Here is a 16,978-nt window from a genome sequence, read left to right as displayed (position 1 = left end):
GCCCCGGCGGGCCACGCGTCCGGGTGCCGACGCGTCCGTATTCCGGCCGCCGCCGTCCGGACCCAGGTGTAGCCGCCCCGCGTTGTTCGCCGTCGGGGCTCTGGCAGCGAACAAACAATTGCTGAACAATCCACCCCGGACCGCAGAAAAGGGGCCGGGGTGGAAGGAGCGGCGCATGGCACGCAAGGAACGTCCGCTGGAAGGCGGGGACGGGGCTCTGCTGGAGTTCGCCACCGCCCTGCGCCGCCTGCGCCACGAGGCCGGATCCCCGCCGTACCGCGACCTGTCCGCCCGCGCCCACTACTCGGTGGCCACCCTCTCCGGAGCCGCCGCCGGCCGCCGGCTGCCCAGCCTGGACGTGACCCTGTCCTACGTGCGCGCCTGCGGCGGCGACCCGGGGGAGTGGGAGCGCCGCTGGCACGCCGTCGCCGTGGAACTCGCCGTCGGATCCGCCGCGCCCGCCGGATCCGGGGACGCGGCGGAGGCCGCGGGGGCGGGCGGGCCCGCGCGGCAGGACGGCCCGGACGGGCTCCCGTACGTCGGGCTCGCCGCGTTCCGCGCCGAGGACGCCGGGCTGTTCTTCGGCCGCGAACGCCTCGTCGGGGACCTCTTCACCGCCCTGACCCGCCACCGCGTCGTGGCCCTCGTCGGCGCGTCCGGAGCCGGCAAGTCCTCCCTCCTGCACGCCGGACTGCTGCCCCGGCTGCGCGCCGACGTCCCCGCCCCCACCGTCAGCGTGTTCACCCCCGGACCCCACCCCCTCGACCGGGCCCGGCGGGCCCTCGACGGCCACGAGGAGCCCGACGCGGCCGAACGGGTGCTGATCGTCGACCAGTTCGAGGAGGTCTTCACCGTCTGCTCCGACGCCGCCGAACGCGCCCGGTTCGTCTCCGCGCTCGTCGGGGCCGCCCGGCGCCCGGGCTCGGGCTGCCGCGTGGTCCTCGGCGTGCGCGCCGACTTCTACGCGCACTGCACCCGCCACCCCGAACTCGTCGAGGTGCTCCACGAGGCCCAGATCGTGGTCGGCCCGATGAGCGCCGCCGAACTGCGCCGCGCCGTGGTCGAACCCGCCCGGCGGGCCGGCCTGACCGTCGAGGGCAGCCTCCAGGCCACCCTCGTCGCGCACGCCCACGGCCAGGTCGGCGTACTGCCCCTGCTCTCCCACGCCCTGCTGGAGACCTGGAGGCGCCGCCGCGGTGCGGCCCTCACCCTGGACGGCTTCCACGCCGCGGGCGGCTTCGAAGGGGCCCTCGCCCAGTCCGCGGAAGCCCTCCACGCCTCCCTCTCCGCCCACCAGCAGACCCTCGCCCGACAGGTGTTCGTCCACCTCATCGCCCTCGGCGAGGGCACCGAGGACACCAAACGGCCCGTCGCGCGCGAGGAACTCGGCCAGGACGCCGACACCCGGACCGTCCTCGCCCGCGCCGCCGCGCTGCGCCTGCTGACCCTGGACCAGGGAGTGGTCGAGCTCACCCACGAGGCCCTGATCCGGGCCTGGCCCCGGCTGCGCGGCTGGATCGGCGACGACCGCGAACGGCTGCGCCGCCACCGCCAGGTCGCCGAGGCCGCACGGGCCTGGGAGGGCGTGGGACGCGACCCCGGTGCGCTGCTGCGCGGCACCCGGCTCGCCCTGGCCCACGAGACCCTCGCCCCGCCCGCCCTCGGACTCTCCGCCGGGGAAAGGGAGTTCCTCGACGCCAGTACCGCCGCCGAGGCCGCCGCGGGCCACGCCGCCCGCCGCCGCACCCGCAGGCTGCGCTGCCTGGTCGGCGCGCTCGCCGTGCTCGTCGTGGTGGCCGCCGTCGCCACCGGCAACGCCGTACGGGCCGAGGGGGAGGTCACCCGCCAGCGCAACGACGCCGTCGCGCAGAACCTCGCCGACACCGCCACCGACGTCGCCGCCACCCAGGCGGGCCTCGCCGTCCAGCTGAGCCTGACCGCCCACCGCCTCTCGCCCACCGCCCGGACCCGCGACAGCCTGCTGTCCACCCTGATGACCTCGCTGCCCGCGCACGACAAGGAGGTCGTCGCCCTCGCCTACCGTCCCGACGGGCGCCAGCTCGCCACCGCCAGCGGGGACCACACCGCCCGGCTGTGGCGCACCCGCGGCACCGACCGGCCCACCCTGGTGGCCACCCTCGCCGGCCACGACGACGACCTGCGCGCCGTGGCCTACCGGCCGGACGGCCGCCTCCTGGCCACCGCCTGCGCCGACGGCACCGTGCGGCTGTGGGACGTGGCCGACCCCGCCCGCCCGGCGGTGGCGGCCGAACTGCCCGCGGACGGCGGCGACGTACGCGCCCTCGCCTTCGCCCCCGACGGCCGGACCCTGGCCACCGCCGGGGCGGGCGGCGGCGTACGGCTGTGGGACGTGGACGATCCCGCCCGGCGGACGCCCTCGCGGACCGCGCTGCTCACCGGGCACCGTGACACCGTGCGCGCGGTCGCGTTCAGCCCGGACGGGCACGTCCTGGCCACCGCCGGGGAGGACGCGACCGTGCGCCTGACGGACGTCACCGACCGGACCCGGCCCGCCGGGCTCGCCGTCGTCACCGGCCACGAGACCGCCGTGTTCTCCGTCGCCTTCGCCCCCGACGGCCACACCCTCGCCACCGCGTCCGGCGGCCGCGCCCCGGTCCGGCTGTGGGACGTCTCCGACCCGCGCGCCCCCGCCGCGCGCGCCGCCCTCACGGGGCACACCGACGTGGTCGGCGCGGTCGCCTTCAGCCCCGACGGGCGCAGCCTGGCCACGGCGAGCGACGACCGCACCGTCCGGCTGTGGAGCCTGCCCCGCCGCGGCCGCCCCGCCGCGCTGGCGGTCCTGACCGGGCACACCACCGCCGTCGGCTCGGTCGCCTTCAGCCCCGACGGCACGGCACTGGCCTCCGGGGGCTTCGACACCACCCTGCGGCTGGCCGACACCGATCTCGACCGGGCCCTCGCGGGGGCCTGCGCGCGCACCGGGCCCCGGATCACGCGCGCGCAGTGGTCCTCGTACATGCCCTACCTGGACTACGCGCCGCCGTGCAGCGGCCTCGAACGCCCCTGAGCCCCACCCCCGTCCGCCGGGCCGACCGGCGGACGGCTCCCGACTTCCGGAAGGCAGGACCCGCATGGTGAGCTCCCAGGTACCCGTCATCGACCTCGGACCGTGGCGGTCCGGTGACCCCGCCGCGCGGGCCCGCACCGCGGCCCGCGTCGACGAGGCCCTCCAGGCCGCGGGCTTCCTGCTGGTCACCGGCCACGGCGTGGACCCGGCGCTGCCCGCCCGGATCCGCGAAGCGGCCCGGTCCTTCTTCCGGCTGCCGCCGGAGGCGAAGCGGCCCTACGCCGTCAGCGTCGGCGGGCGCGGCTGGCTCGGCCCCGGCGCCGAGGCCAACAGCTACGCCGAGGGGACGGCCTCCCCGCCCGACCTGAAGGAATCCTGGTCCTGGGCGGCCGAGGACCCCACCGGCGTGCCCTCGGTGGACGTCGAGTGGTTCCGGCCCAACGCCTGGCCCGCCGAGGTGCCGCAGCTGCGACCGCCGGTGACGGGATACCTCGCGGCGATGCGGGCCCTCTGCGACGAACTGCTGGAGCTGCTCGCGGTGGCCCTGACCCTGCCCGAGGACCACTTCACCCGGCACACCGGCCACCCCACCTGGGGGTTCAACGTCAACTGGTACCCGGGCGCCGCCACCGTCGGCCCGCCCCTGCCCGGCCAGTTCCGCATCGGCCCGCACACCGACTTCGGCACCGTGACGGTCCTGGACCGGGAACCCGGCGCCGGCGGGCTCCAGATCCACACCGACGCCGAGGGCTGGCAGGACGCCCCGTACGACCCGGCCGCGCTCACCGTGAACATCGGCGACCTGCTGGCCCGCTGGACCGGCGACCGCTGGCGGGCGGGCCGCCACCGGGTCCTCCCGCCGCCCGCGCACGCCCCGGCCGAGGAACTCCTCTCCCTCGTCTACTTCTACGAGTGCGACCCCCACACCCGGGTCGAGTCCCTGCCCGCCCCGCTGGGCCGTGTGGTGCACGAGCCGGTCGACTCGCACACCTATCTGCGGGCCAAGCTGGACGCGATCAGCGTGTCCTGAGACCGGCCGCCCGAAGGCGCGGAGGGGACCCGATTACCCCTGGTCGGCCGCGTTCGGCAGGATGAGGGCATGACCGAGATCCGTACCCCCCGCCTCATCCTGCGCCGCTGGACCGACGACGACCTCGTCCCCCTGTCGGAGATCCACGCCGACCCGGAGGTGATGCGCTGGATCGGCGACGGCTCCGTCCTCGACCTGGACGAGACGGCGGAGGCCATCGAGCGCTGGGAGGAGGAATGGGACGACGAGGGCTTCGGCGTCTTCGCCGTCGAACTCCTCGCCTCCGGCGAGCTGATCGGTGCCGTGGGCCTGACCGTCCCCGAGGGCCCGGCCGAGGTGGAGCACGCCGTGGGGATCTGCTGGCGGCTGGGACGGCCGTTCTGGGGCCAGGGCTACGCCTCCGAAGCCGCACACGCCACCCTGGAGTTCGCCCTCCAGGACCGGGGCCTGGACCGGGTCGTCGCCGTCAACCGGTCGGGCAACGAGGAGTCGGAGAACGTGATCCGCAAGCTCGGCATGAAGCAGGACGGCAACGCGAGCGACCCGGATTCCGGAGCCCTGCTCTCCCTCCACAGCATCGACCTCACCGAGTACGAGGCCTGACGGGTACGGCCTCGACCGGGCACGGGACCCGACCCTCCGCATCGGCCGATCGGACGACCCCCGGGTCCACCGGACCGCCCGGAGCCACCCGCCACCGGGCCGACGGTCCGGCCGGGGAGCGGCCACCACCATGGGACCGGGACCGGGACCGGGGCCGGGGAGCGGGCGGCCACGGGTGAGGCGCGCCGGCTCCCGGCGGGCAGCCGCCCGCTGGGCATCGCGGTCCTGTGACGGCCCTCAGACCTCCCTGACGAAGACCAGGGCGTCGGTCCGGCCGGTGGCGGCCGGGTCGAAGGCGGCATAGGTGTGGTCGGCGGGGACGCGGGGCGGCGGCGTCCGGTCCAGGGCCGCGGCGAGCCGGCCGGGATCGACGACGCAGCGGTCGTGCGGGAGGGCCGACAGGAGCCCTTCGAGGGTGTCGGGGCCGGGCACGTCGGCGCCGCGGCTGCCGAAGGCGGCGGCGGCGAAGGCGTACCGGTCGCCGAGGCGGGCCGAGACCAGGGCGCCCGCGCTCCACCAGCGCAGCCGCCGGCCGGCGAACTCCATGTGGCTCGGGTCGCGCTGGAGGTGCCCGTTGTGGGCGAAGACCAGGGTGGGGCCGCGGCGGGCCTCGCGGCGCGCGACGGCGTCGAGGTGGTCGGCCATCAGCACGTCGCGCAGGGACACGAGCGCGCCCAGCCGGCCGGGCGCCGCGTCGGCCAGGGCGGCGTGGTAGCGCAGCAGTCCGGTGGCGGTCCTGGCGTGCAGGGACGCGCGCCAGAACGCGTCGGGGGAGGTGGCCTCCGTCAGGTCGGGGGCGTGCGCGTCGAGGAGCACGCCCAGGTCGTCGGCGATCAGGCGCAGCCGCCCGGCCTCGGGGGTCCGGCCGACGGACCGGGCGGGATCCATCAGGGTGCACGGGTCGGTCCAGCGCTCGTCGGGGCCGAGCAGGGCGTCGAGGTCCGCGGGGCTCCAGGGCAGGTCGAGCCGGGCGGCGGTGAGGTACTCGTGGACCCGGGTCAGGGCCTCGCGGGGGGAGGCGGCGCCGGTCATCTCCAGGGGCGCGTCGCAGCCGTAGAAGCGCAGCCGTTCGGGGGCGGGACGCCTCTCGTTGTACGCGCGCATCCAGCGCAGGAGTTCGCGGTTGGCGGGTGAGGCGCCGAAGCCGTGGCTGAAGCCGAGGTCCATCGCCCCGTCGAGGGTCCCGGTGCCGTCGCCGACGTACGCGTCGGCGACCAGGGCGGCCAGACAGTCGCTCTCGATGGCGATCGAGCGGTAGCCCTCGTGTTCCACGAGGTGGCGGAAGAGCTCGTTGCGCAGTTCGGGGAAGGCCTCCACGCCGTGGGTGGGTTCGCCGAGGGCGAGCAGGCGGGGGGCGGGGGACAGGAGGGCGGTGAGGGCGCCGCCGCTGAAGGGACGGGCGGCGTCCCGGATCGTTGCCGTCATGACCTCAACCGTATCGCTGAAGCCCCGGTGTAAACTTTGGCCGCACTTTCCACGGAAAACAGCCGGAGCAGGGAGGACCAACCCTCAAAATGCGATTGCGTCCCATCGATCTGGCGCGCGAGCACGGCCTGTCCACGCAGGCGGTGCGCAACTACGAGGAGGCGGGGATCCTGCCGCCGGCCGGGCGCTCGCCGAGCGGGTACCGGCTCTACGCCCCGCGCCACGCGGCGGCCCTGCGGGCCTTCCTGGCGCTGGCCCCCGCCCACGGTCACGCGACCGCGGGCGCGATCATGCGGGCCGTGAACGGGGGCGAGGTCGAGGAGGCCCTGCGGCTGATCGACGGGAGCCACGCGCAACTGGCCGACGACCGGCGCACGCTGGAAGAGGTGGAGGAGGCCCTGCGCGGCCTGACGCCCGGGGGAGAACGGCCGCCCGAGCCGGTGGAGGGCGTGACGTTCATCGGGCCGCTGGCGCACCGGCTCGGCATCCGCCCGGCGACGCTGCGCACGTGGGAGCGGGCCGGGCTGGTCGTGCCCCGGCGGGATCCGCGCACCGGCTACCGCGTCTACACCCCCGCCGACGTGCGCGACGTTCTGCTGGCCCACCAGCTGCGGCGGGGCGGGTACGGCCTGGAGCGGATCGCGCGGGTGCTGGAGCGGGTCCGGGCGGCGGGCGGGGCCGGGCCGCTGGGCGCGACGCTGCGGGAGTGGCGCGACCGGCTGACGGCGCGGGGCCTGGCGATGCTGGCGGGCGCGGCCGCCCTCGACAGCTACCGGCGCTTCCCGTAGCGTCAGCCAAAAGTCAGGCTTTGGTAAGTCATAAGTCTGGGTTATGGGGTCATAACCGGGGGGCGGGTGCCGGGTAAGGGTCGCCTTAGTTTAGGGTTCTCTTGATCAGTCAGATTGTCGGTCGAAGGGAACCCAAGTCATGCCTCGCCCTCTGCGGGTAGCAATCGTCGGTGCCGGCCCCGCCGGTATCTACGCGGCCGACGCGCTGCTGAAGTCCGAGGCGGCCGTCGCTCCCGGTGTGTCCATCGACATCTTCGAGCGGATGCCCGCCCCGTTCGGTCTGATCCGGTACGGGGTCGCCCCCGACCACCCCCGCATCAAGGGCATCATCACCGCCCTGCACCAGGTGCTCGACAAGCCCCAGGTTCGCCTGTTCGGGAACGTCGACTACCCGAACGACATCTCCCTCGACGAGCTGCACGCGTTCTACGACGCCGTGATCTTCTCCACGGGCGCCACCGCGGACCGCGCCCTGAGCATCCCGGGCGTCGAGCTCGACGGCTCCTACGGCGCCGCCGACTTCGTCTCCTGGTACGACGGCCACCCCGACGTGCCGCGCACCTGGCCGCTGGAAGCGGAGAAGGTGGCCGTGCTCGGTGTCGGCAACGTCGCCCTCGACGTGGCCCGCATCCTCGCCAAGACGGCCGACGAGCTGCTGCCGACCGAGATCCCGGCGAACGTCTACGACGGTCTGAAGGCCAACAAGGCCCTGGAGGTCCACGTCTTCGGCCGCCGCGGCCCGGCGCAGGCCAAGTTCAGCCCGATGGAGCTGCGCGAGCTCGACCACTCGCCCAACATCGAGGTCATCGTCAACCCCGAGGACATCGACTACGACGAGGGCTCGATCACCACCCGCCGCTCCAACAAGCAGGCGGACATGGTCGCCAAGACCCTGGAGAACTGGGCGATCCGCGACACCGGCGACCGCCCCCACAAGCTGTTCCTGCACTTCTTCGAGTCCCCGGCCGAGATCCTCGGCGAGGACGGCAAGGTCGTCGGCCTGCGCACCGAGCGCACCGAGCTCGACGGCACGGGCAACGTCAAGGGCACCGGCGAGTTCACCACCTGGGACGTCCAGTCCGTCTACCGGGCCGTGGGCTACCTCTCCGACGAACTGCCCAAGCTCCCCTGGGACGTGGAGTCCGGCACGGTTCCCGACGAGGGCGGCCGCGTCATCGAGAACGGCGAGCACCTGGCCTCGACGTACGTGACCGGGTGGATCCGGCGCGGCCCGATCGGCCTGATCGGCCACACCAAGGGCGACGCGAACGAGACCGTCGCCAACCTGCTCGCCGACCACGCCGGGGGCCGCCTGCTCACGCCGGCCACCCCCGAGCCGGAGGCGGTCGAGGCCTTCCTCGCCGAGCGGCAGGTCCGTTTCACCACCTGGGAGGGCTGGTACAAGCTGGACGCCGCCGAGAAGGCGCTGGGCGAGCCGCAGGGCCGCGAGCGCGTGAAGATCGTGGAGCGCGAGGAGATGCTCGACGCCAGCGGCGCGTGAACGATCGGGTGGGGCCCGCCGGAAGGCGGGCCCCACCCGTGTGTCCGGGCCCCGGGTGTCCCCGGGCACCCGGATCAGCCGGTAATGGAGGTGATCTTCTTCGTCTTCAGGTCGGCCTGCACGTGGACCTGGGTGGTGTCGCCGCCTCCCCAGGTCAGGGTGACCGTGGCGTTGGTCTTGCCCGTCCCGCTGCCGGTGGACGTCACCTTCCACTGCAGGGGCACGTTCTGGGCGCGCAGCACGCCGTTCGCGTGGTTGGCCTCCTCCCACCGCGCCAGCTCCTGCCGGAGCGGCGGGGAGAGGTAGAAGGAGCGCAGCCGGTCGGCGGTGCTGCCGTCGCCGTCGTAGACGGCGTCGACGTAGGAGCCGTAGAAGTCGGCGATCCGGCTGAAGGCGCCCTCCGGGCTGCCGGACACGGACTGCGGCGGGGCGGCGGTGGCGGACGTGCCGGTGACGAGGGCGAAGGAGAGCGCCGCGGCGCCGGCGGTGGCCGCCAGGGCGACGGACGTGGCGCGCTTGCTCGGGAACGTGAACACAGGTGGGTACCCTTCCCCGTTCTGAATGCGTGCCGGTACGGTCCCCGGCGACTGCCCTCCATGACGTGAGGCACCGTCAAGCGGTTCTCGGCGTCCGGGAAATGGCCGGAATTAGCTCGTACGGAGGATTCCGGAAATCCGGCCGCCGTCCGGAGGAATGCCGACGGGCTGCCGGGGGTTCGGACAGACGCGATATCCGACTCCGTACGCACTGGAGAGCTCATGAAGATCGGCATCATCGGCGCCGGGAACATCGGCGGCAACCTCACCCGCCGGCTCACCGCCCTCGGACACCAGGTCTCCGTCGCGAACTCCCGCGGCCCGCAGACCCTGACCGACCTCGTGGAGGAGACCGGGGCCACCGCCGTCACCGTCGCGGAGGCGGCCCGGGGCGCGGAGGTCGTCGTGGTCACCGTTCCCCTCAAGAACGTCCCCGACCTGCCCTCCGGGCTCTTCGACGGGGCCGTCGAGGGCTTCGCCGTCATCGACACCGGCAACTACTACCCGCGCCAGCGCGACGGCCGCATCGCCGCCATCGAGGACGAGGGCCTGACCGAGAGCCGCTGGACCGAACGCCACCTCGGCCACCCGGTGATCAAGGCCTTCAACGGCACCTACGCCGCCGACATCCTGGACCGGCCGCGTCCGGCCGGCGACCCGGACCGCATGGCCATCCCGGTGGCGGGCGACGACGAGTCCGCCAAGAAGACCGTTCGCGCCCTCGTCGACGAGCTCGGCTTCGACACCGTCGACGCGGGCGGCATCGACGACTCCTGGCGCCAGCAGCCCGACACCCCCGTCTACGGGCTGCGGGCGGGAGTGGAGGCGGTCACCCGCGCCCTGGCCGAGGCCTCGCCCGTCCGGACGGAGGAATTTCGGGGCTGACCGGCACCCCGCATGCAGTAACTCTTCGAGGTCGAACCGTTTCTCTGTGCTACTGTGCCGTTCAGTTGCAGGTGTGGTTCCCAAAGATTTCAAGCACCCCCGTCGGATTTTCCGACCGGTGCACTTCTTAATTTCCGGATGCTTTCGGACAGGGTCAATCAACACGGCGACGCCGGTGTCGCACAGTGCGGCCCCGGGTACAGCCCCGAAGGAGAATCCATATGGCATCCGGCACCGTGAAGTGGTTCAACGCGGAAAAGGGTTTCGGCTTCATCGAGCAGGACGGCGGCGGCGCCGACGTGTTCGCCCACTACTCGAACATCGCCACCCAGGGCTTCCGTGAGCTCCAGGAGGGCCAGAAGGTGAACTTCGACGTCACCCAGGGTCAGAAGGGCCCGCAGGCCGAGAACATCGTGCCCGCCTGACGCCGACGCGCAGCCGAGAGCCGGGGTCCGCACCGACGGTGCGGGCCCCGGCCCCGTTCCCGCTTCCACTCCTGTCGCGCACCGGCCGGTGGGGCCCGGCGGAACTGCGCATCGCCGGCGCCCCGCAGCCTCGTCCCTCCCGCACCGCACCCGCCGGGCCTCCTGAACGACCGGCGCCGTTGTCCCGTACTCCTACCGGGAGCGGCGGCCCAGCGGGCAGACTGTGCGTCGTGACGACACTGAGCAAAGGCGCCAACCTCCAGGTCGAGGCGGCCTCCGTGAGAGTGGTGCTCGGCTGGCGGCCGGGGCCCGGCGTGCCGGACCTGGACGCGTCCGCCCTGCTGCTCGCGGGCGGCGGGCGGGTCCGTTCCGACGGTGACTTCGTGTTCTACAACCAGCCGGTCCACGCCTCCGGCGCCGTACGCCACCTCGGCAAGCGGCCGGGCGCGGACGCGCTGGAGGTGAACCTGGCGGCCCTGGAGCCGGGCGTCGAACGGGTCGCGCTCTGCGCCTCCGCGGACGGCGGCACCTTCGGCCGGGTCCCCGGGCTGCACCTGCTGCTCCTCGACGCGGGGTCCGGGGTCGAACTCGTCCGCTTCGAGATGACCGCCGGGCCCGAGACGGCCTTCGTGAGCGGTGAGCTCTACCGGCGGGCCGGCGTCTGGAAGTTCCGGGCGGTGGGTCAGGGGTACGCGAGCGGGCTCGCCGGACTGGCCACGGACTTCGGGATCACCGTCGACGACGCACCGGCGCCGGCGGCGACCGTGCCCGCTCCTGTCCCCGCCCCCGCGACCGTGCCCGCTCCGGCGACCGTGCCCGCTCCCGCCGCCGTGCCGGCTCCCGTCGCCGTGCCGACTCCCGCCGCCGTGCCGGCTCCCGTCCCCGCGCCTGCTCCCGCCGTCCGGATGGTCAAGGGGGAGGAGCGGCTGCCGGAGGACATGCGCGGCCGTCTCTCCCTGCGCAAGCAGCAGGTCGCCGTCAGCCTCGGCAAGAACGGCGCGGCGGGCGTGACCGCCCGGGTGGTCCTCGTCCTCGACGCCTCGGGTTCGATGAGCGCGCTCTACTCCCGCGGTACCGTCGCCTCGGTGGTGGAACGGATGGCGGCCGTCGCGGCGCAGCTTGACGACGACGGCGAGATGCAGGCCTGGACCTTCGCGACCAACCCGGCCCGGCTGCCGGACCTCGCCGTCGGCGACCTCCCGGAATGGCTGCGACTGCACGTGCGCGTCGGCCAGATGAGCCTCTTCGGCCGCAGGAAGGCGCCCCGCGGCCTGCTCCCCGGACAGGTCGACATGCGGCAGGTCGGCTTCCAGAACGAGGAGCAGAAGGTGATCGCCGAGGTGCGCGCCTACGTACGCGACCACCCGGCGGCCGCGCCGACCCTGGTGCTGTTCTTCTCCGACGGCGGTGTCTACCGCAACGCCGAGATCGAGCGGGAACTGCGCGAGGCCGTGGAGGAGCCGGTGTTCTGGCAGTTCGTGGGTCTGGGCCGGGCCGGGTTCGGGGTGCTGGAGCGCTTCGACACCATGCCGGGGCGCCGGGTGGACAACGTCGGCTTCTTCGCCGTCGACGACATCGACCGGCTCTCGGACGCCGAGCTCTACGACCGGCTGCTCTCGGAGTTCCCCTCCTGGCTGGGGGAGGCCCGGCGGGCGGGCATCCTGCGCTGAACTCCCGTGCGCCGCACGGCGACCGGACGGATCCGGGGGTGTCCGGACCCTTGACCCCATGGTTGGTCCAGACCAATCATGGGGCGTCCGTCCGTTCGCTCGCGCCCCACCGGGAGCTACGTTGAGACACCCTTCGCGTTCCGTCCGCCCGTTGACGGCGGCGTTCGCCACCCTCGCCGCATGTGCCGGACTACTCGTCGCGGTGGGCGCGGGTCCCGCGCAGGCCGCGCCGACCCCACTGCCCGCGCACGTCTTCGCGCCCTACTTCGAGGCCTACTCCTCCGACAGCCCGGTCGACCTCGCGCAGAAGTCCGGCGCCAAGTACCTGACCATGGCCTTCGTCCAGACCGAGGCCAAGGGCTCCTGCACCCCGTACTGGAACGGCTCGACGGCCCAGCCCATCGCCTCCTCCGTCTTCGGCGCCGACTTCACGACCCTGCGCTCGCGCGGCGGTGACGTCATCCCCTCCTTCGGCGGCTACGCGGCCGACAACGGCGGCACCGAGATCGCGGACAGCTGCACCAGCGTCGACTCGATCGCCGCCGCCTACCAGAAGGTGATCACCACCTACGACGTCACCCGCCTGGACATGGACATCGAGGACAACTCCCTGACCAACAAGGCCGGGATCGACCGCCGCAACCAGGCCATCAAGAAGGTGCAGGACTGGGCCGCCGCCAACGGCCGCCCCCTCCAGGTCTCCTACACCCTCCCGACCACCACGAGCGGACTCGCGAGCAGCGGGCTGGCGGTCCTCAAGAGCGCGAAGACGGCCGGTGCCCGGGTCGACGTCGTCAACCTGATGACCTTCGACTACTACGACGGCGCCGCCCACGACATGGCGGCGGACACCCGCAGCGCCGCCACCGGCCTCTACGGGCAGCTCGCCACGCTCTACCCGGCCAAGACGCCGACCGAACTGTGGGGCATGGTCGGTGTCACCGAGATGCCCGGAATCGACGACTACGGGCCCGCCGAGACCTTCAGCACCGCCGACGCCACCGCCGTCTACGACTGGGCCGTCGCCAAGGGCATCAACACCCTCTCCTTCTGGGCGCTCCAGCGCGACAACGGCGGCTGCCCCGGCACCGGGGGGTCCGACACCTGCTCCGGCATCGCCCAGGACCCCTGGTACTTCACCCACACCTTCGCGCCCTTCACCCGGGACGCCGGGCCGGTCGCCGACGACTTCTCGGTTTCCGTCACCCCCGGCTCCGCCTCGGTCGCCCCCGGCGGCAGCACCACCGCCACCGTCGCCACCCGGGTCACCGCGGGCACCGCGCAGGCCGTCGCGCTGACGGTCGCCGGCGCCCCGCCCGGCGTGACGGCCACGGTCGACCCCGGCTCCGTCACCGCGGGCGGCACGGCCCGGCTCACGGTCGCAGCCTCGGCGTCGGCACCGCCCGGGACCTACGCGCTCACCGTGACCGGCGCCGGGACCGCGTTCACCCGTACGGCCGCGTTCACGCTCACCGTGTCCGGGCCGGGCGGCGGCAGCGGGGCCCTCGTCAACGGCGGCTTCGAGAGCGGTTCGCTGGCGCCGTGGACCTGTGAGAGCGGCGGCGCCGTGGTGAGCTCCCCCGTGCACGGGGGAGCGTACGCCGTCCAGGGGACCCCCGCCGGTGACCGCACCGGCGAGTGCGCGCAGACCCTCACCCTCGCCCCGAACACCGCCTACATCCTCAGCGGCTGGGTCCAGGGCAGCTACGCCTACCTCGGCGTCCGGGGCGGCGCGAACGCCAGTACGTGGACCAGCTCGGCCGCCTGGACCAGGCTGACGGTGCCCTTCACCACCGGCGCCTCCGGCACGGTCACCGTCTACCTGCACGGCTGGTACGGCCAGGGCGCCGTCCACGGCGACGACTTCGCCGTGAGCTGACCCGCGCCCCCGTCCCCGCTCTGCCGACGGCGGGGACGGGGGTGCGCCTCATGCCGCGTGTCCGCCGTCCACGGAGAACTCGGCGCCCGTGACGTACGCGGCCCCGTCCCCGGCCAGGAACGCGACCATGTCCGCGACCTCCCGCGGGCGGCCGAACCGGCCGAGGGCGGTCAGCGCCGTCTGCGCCGACGCGTAGGGGCCGTCAGCCGGGTTCATGTCGGTGTCGACCGGGCCCGGGTGGACGATGTTCGCGGTGATGCCGCGTCCGCCGAGCTCACGGGCCAGGGCCTTGGTGAGGCCGGTGAGCGCCGACTTGCTCATCGCGTACAGGGTCCCGCCGGGGCCCGGCACGCGCTGGGTCATGCACGTGCCGATGGTGATGATCCGCCCTCCCGGGCCCATCCGGTCGGCCGCGGCCTGCGCGGTCAGGAACGCCCCGCGGACGTTGACCGCGAGGACGCGGTCGACCTGGGCCAGGGTGAGTTCCCCCAGCGGGCCGAGCACCCCGACGCCCGCGTTGTTGACGAGTACGTCGAGCCCGCCCAGGGCGCCGGCCGCCCAGTCCGCGGCGCCCGCCGCGTCGCCCGCGTCCCCGGCGTCCGCGCGGGCCGCGACGGCCCGGCGGCCCAGGGCCCGGATCCTGTCGGTCACCTCCCGCGCCGCCGCCTCGTCGGCGGTGTAGGTGATCGCCACATCGGCGCCCGCCTCGGCCAGGCGCAGCGCGGTGGCCGCGCCGATGCCCCGGCTGCCGCCCGTGACCAGAACCGTCTTGCCGTTCATCTGCCGCTCCTCGTGATTGGTTGCGGTTTCAATGAAAGGCGCTGCCGGTGTGCGGTGCTGGCGGTAATCCGACCTCGCGTTCGACCTCCCGCCGGCCCTCGCGCGCACCCGTCCGGTCGCTGATCCTCCGGGTGGTGGATAGCCTCGCAGAGGTTCACACGAGGGGGGCACACCCGAGACGGGAGCCACCGTGAAGTCCATATCGCGCAGCCGTTGCGCCCGGAGCGTCGCCGCAGGCCTGCTGTCCGCCGCACTGCTGACCGGCGGAGCCGTGGACGCCTTCGCCGCCGCCGGCCCCAAGCCGCCGTCCTCACCGGCCGCGAGTCCCGCAGCCGACAAGTCGATCACCGTCAAGCCCGACAAGGTCGCGGTGAAGGCCGGTGACCAGGTGATCTTCATCGGACGGACCAAGGGGCTGAAGGTCGGCAGCAAGCTGGTGCTCCAACACCTGAACAACGGCAAGTGGACGACCCTGCAGTCGGGCACCACGGTCAAGAACGGCAGCAGCTACACCCTGCCGGGCAAGCTCAACACCAAGGGCAAGGAACAGCTGCGGATCATGGGCGACGACAAGACGGTTTCGCCGACCGTCGTCGTGACCGTGAGCTGACCGCCCTCCGCCGCTCCCCGCGCGGGCCCCCGATAGGCTCGGGCCCGCCGCGCGGGTCCGTACCGTCCCGCGGGACGGTACGGACCCGAGGGAAGGAACAGCCGCATGCCCGGCCCCGCCGACATCCGGATCCTGCGCGCCGCCGTACGCACGGCCGTGCCGTGGAAGAACGGCGGGGGAGTCACCCGCGAGATCGCCGCCCGGCCCGAGGGCGCGGGCACGGACGCCTTCGACTGGCGGATCAGCCTCGCCGAAGTGGACGCCGACGGCCCGTTCTCGGAGTTCCCCGGTGTCGACCGGACGCTCACGCTGGCCGAGGGAGCCGGCATGGACCTCACCGTCGGCGGCGAGCCCCGGCTCGTCGACGAGCGCTACGCGCCGCGGCACTTCCCCGGAGACCGGCCGACCGGGTGCCGGCTCTTGGGCGGTCCCGTCGTCAACTTCAACGTGATGTACCGGCGCGCGAGCACGCTGGCCCGGACCGCCGTCGTACGCGGCGAACCGACCCTGGCCGCCCTGCCCGGGGAGACCCTGCTGGTCTGCGCCCTCGACGGCCCGGCCGTGCTGGAGCCGGCGGAACAGGCCGCGGCCCCCGGTCCGGCCGTCGAACTCGGCCCGTACGACGCGGCCTTGCTCCAGGGCCCCGCCACCGTGGTCCTGCGCACCCCCGGCCGGGCGGCCGTCGTCACGCTGCGCGCGGTTTGAGTCGCCGAGGGGCGCTATCGCGCCAAATCCCGCCCCAAGGCTTGGTCAAGAGGAGGTAAAGCGGGATACCGTCGCGCATGTTTTCGAACGGACAGCCTACGAACATGCGTGCTTCACGTCTCGGGACCTCCAACACCCTCCAGCCGAAGGGTGGTTCGACCAGCCGGCGCACCCTCCTGCGCACCGCCGCGGCCGGGACGGCGGCCGCCGGGTCCGTCCTCGCCCTCGGCTCCGCCTTCCCCGCCACCGCCGCACCGGCCGGCCCTCCGGCCGGAGCCAGGCCGGCCACCCCGGAGCAGGCCCTGCGCGAGCTGGCGGCCGGCAACCGGCGCTGGCGCACGTACCGTCAGGAGCACCCGAACGAGTCCCCGTCGACCCGGCTCCGGCTGGCCAAGGGGCAGCAGCCCTTCGCCATCGTGCTGGGCTGCGTGGACTCCCGCGTCCCGCCGGAGCTCGTCTTCGACCAGGGGCTCGGCGACCTGCTGACCGTCCGCTCGGCGGGCGAGGTGCTCGACGAGGCGGTGCTCGGCAGCATCGCCTACGGGGTCCTCGAACTCTCGATCCCCCTGGTGCTCGTCCTCGGGCACCAGTCCTGCGGGGCCGTCGGCGCGGCGGTCCACGCCGACGAGACCGGCGACCGGCTGCCCACATCCAGTACCTGGCCGACCAGATACGCCCGGCGATCGACCGGAGCCGGCAGGGCGAGGCCCGCGTCAGCGCCACCATCGACGCCCATGCCCGCCGCACCCGCGACCGGCTCGCCGCCGAACCCGACCTGGCCCGCGCCATATCCGCAGGGAAGCTGGCCGTGGCCGCCGCCCGCTACGAACTGACGGACCAGAGGGTGCGCACGCTCACCTGAAGGACACCACCCCGGACCACCCGGGGCCGGGCGGCGGGCCCGGCCCCGCGACCGGTCCGGGGCGCGGACCGCCGTGCAGGATCGAACAGTGATCACGACCGAACCCGAAGCGGCCCCCTTCGACGCCCACCGAAGGCTCCTGTTCGCCACCGCCTACCGCATGCTCGGCACCGTCGGCGACGCGGAGGACATCGTCCAGGACACCTGACTGGCCTGGAGCAAGGCCGCCG

At 74.0% G+C, this 16,978-nt stretch carries 15 protein-coding genes and 1 pseudogene; 13 read left to right on the top strand and 3 right to left on the bottom strand.

Translation table 11 applies throughout. From position 1 onward, the window contains the following. The first annotated feature begins 175 nt into the window (after window positions 1-175). The 3 genes from SLAV_RS03920 (at window position 176) to SLAV_RS03910 (ending at window position 4,682) form a co-directional block, all read left to right on the top strand. Window positions 176-3,049, top strand: a complete 2,874-nt coding sequence (locus SLAV_RS03920) for an nSTAND1 domain-containing NTPase (RefSeq protein ID WP_051840678.1) — start codon at window positions 176-178, stop codon at window positions 3,047-3,049. Between the two features lie 64 nt (window positions 3,050-3,113). Then, window positions 3,114-4,079 (top strand): isopenicillin N synthase family dioxygenase, encoded by a 966-nt coding sequence (locus SLAV_RS03915; protein ID WP_030228905.1) that lies wholly within the window; start codon window positions 3,114-3,116, stop codon window positions 4,077-4,079. A gap of 69 nt (window positions 4,080-4,148) precedes the next feature. Then, window positions 4,149-4,682, top strand: coding sequence for a GNAT family N-acetyltransferase (locus tag SLAV_RS03910; RefSeq protein ID WP_030228907.1), 534 nt, complete (start codon window positions 4,149-4,151; stop codon window positions 4,680-4,682). Window positions 4,683-4,919: 237 nt separating this feature from the next. Here the strand turns inward: SLAV_RS03910 and SLAV_RS03905 are convergent, their stop codons facing one another. Further along, a complete protein-coding gene (locus tag SLAV_RS03905; protein ID WP_030228910.1) occupies window positions 4,920-6,107 on the bottom strand; it encodes an erythromycin esterase family protein in 1,188 nt (395 codons plus the stop codon). 89 nt (window positions 6,108-6,196) lie between these two features. On the opposite strand from SLAV_RS03905, the gene SLAV_RS03900 reads away from it, so the two are divergent. Next, entirely contained in the window at window positions 6,197-6,895 is a 699-nt protein-coding gene (locus tag SLAV_RS03900; protein ID WP_030228912.1) for a MerR family transcriptional regulator, read from the top strand. A 139-nt stretch (window positions 6,896-7,034) separates the two neighbouring features. Further along, the gene (locus SLAV_RS03895; protein ID WP_030228914.1) at window positions 7,035-8,396 is read left to right on the top strand and encodes an FAD-dependent oxidoreductase; all 1,362 of its coding nucleotides are present in this window, start codon (window positions 7,035-7,037) and stop codon (window positions 8,394-8,396) included. A gap of 74 nt (window positions 8,397-8,470) precedes the next feature. Here SLAV_RS03895 and SLAV_RS03890 read toward each other — a convergent pair whose 3' ends face one another. Beyond that, on the bottom strand, window positions 8,471-8,932 hold the full coding sequence (locus tag SLAV_RS03890) for a hypothetical protein (protein ID WP_030228918.1): 462 nt from the start codon (window positions 8,930-8,932) through the stop codon (window positions 8,471-8,473). A 222-nt stretch (window positions 8,933-9,154) separates the two neighbouring features. Here SLAV_RS03890 and SLAV_RS03885 point away from each other — a divergent pair, with 222 nt between their 5' ends. The 4 genes from SLAV_RS03885 (at window position 9,155) to SLAV_RS03870 (ending at window position 13,791) form a co-directional block, all read left to right on the top strand. Continuing rightward, window positions 9,155-9,817 carry an NADPH-dependent F420 reductase gene (locus SLAV_RS03885; protein WP_030228920.1) on the top strand — a complete coding sequence of 221 codons (663 nt, stop codon included), beginning with the start codon at window positions 9,155-9,157 and terminating at the stop codon, window positions 9,815-9,817. A gap of 221 nt (window positions 9,818-10,038) precedes the next feature. After that, on the top strand, window positions 10,039-10,242 hold the full coding sequence (locus SLAV_RS03880) for a cold-shock protein (RefSeq protein WP_030228921.1): 204 nt from the start codon (window positions 10,039-10,041) through the stop codon (window positions 10,240-10,242). Between the two features lie 230 nt (window positions 10,243-10,472). Next, a complete protein-coding gene (locus SLAV_RS03875; RefSeq protein WP_063760278.1) occupies window positions 10,473-11,912 on the top strand; it encodes a VWA domain-containing protein in 1,440 nt (479 codons plus the stop codon). 151 nt (window positions 11,913-12,063) lie between these two features. Continuing rightward, window positions 12,064-13,791 carry a carbohydrate binding domain-containing protein gene (locus tag SLAV_RS03870; RefSeq protein WP_030228924.1) on the top strand — a complete coding sequence of 576 codons (1,728 nt, stop codon included), beginning with the start codon at window positions 12,064-12,066 and terminating at the stop codon, window positions 13,789-13,791. Window positions 13,792-13,839: 48 nt separating this feature from the next. Here SLAV_RS03870 and SLAV_RS03865 read toward each other — a convergent pair whose 3' ends face one another. Continuing rightward, the gene (locus SLAV_RS03865) at window positions 13,840-14,571 is read right to left on the bottom strand and encodes an SDR family NAD(P)-dependent oxidoreductase (protein WP_030228926.1); all 732 of its coding nucleotides are present in this window, start codon (window positions 14,569-14,571) and stop codon (window positions 13,840-13,842) included. 190 nt (window positions 14,572-14,761) lie between these two features. Here SLAV_RS03865 and SLAV_RS03860 point away from each other — a divergent pair, with 190 nt between their 5' ends. The 4 genes and pseudogenes from SLAV_RS03860 (at window position 14,762) to SLAV_RS43585 (ending at window position 16,956) form a co-directional block, all read left to right on the top strand. Further along, on the top strand, window positions 14,762-15,181 hold the full coding sequence (locus SLAV_RS03860) for a hypothetical protein (RefSeq protein ID WP_030228928.1): 420 nt from the start codon (window positions 14,762-14,764) through the stop codon (window positions 15,179-15,181). 105 nt (window positions 15,182-15,286) lie between these two features. Further along, window positions 15,287-15,886: a HutD/Ves family protein gene (locus SLAV_RS03855; RefSeq protein WP_030228929.1), complete on the top strand. Its 600-nt coding sequence runs from the start codon at window positions 15,287-15,289 to the stop codon at window positions 15,884-15,886. A gap of 104 nt (window positions 15,887-15,990) precedes the next feature. Beyond that, window positions 15,991-16,748 (top strand): annotated as a pseudogene (locus SLAV_RS03850) (carbonic anhydrase). A gap of 88 nt (window positions 16,749-16,836) precedes the next feature. After that, window positions 16,837-16,956: a sigma factor gene (locus tag SLAV_RS43585; RefSeq protein ID WP_391383514.1), complete on the top strand. Its 120-nt coding sequence runs from the start codon at window positions 16,837-16,839 to the stop codon at window positions 16,954-16,956. Window positions 16,957-16,978: the final 22 nt, after the last annotated feature.

The organism is Streptomyces lavendulae subsp. lavendulae (assembly GCF_002803845.1).
GTDB classification, from domain to species: Bacteria; Actinomycetota; Actinomycetes; order Streptomycetales; family Streptomycetaceae; genus Streptomyces; species Streptomyces lavendulae.
The sequence above is the reverse complement of the archived record's forward strand: the minus strand, read 5'-3'. Positions and strand labels throughout refer to the sequence as shown.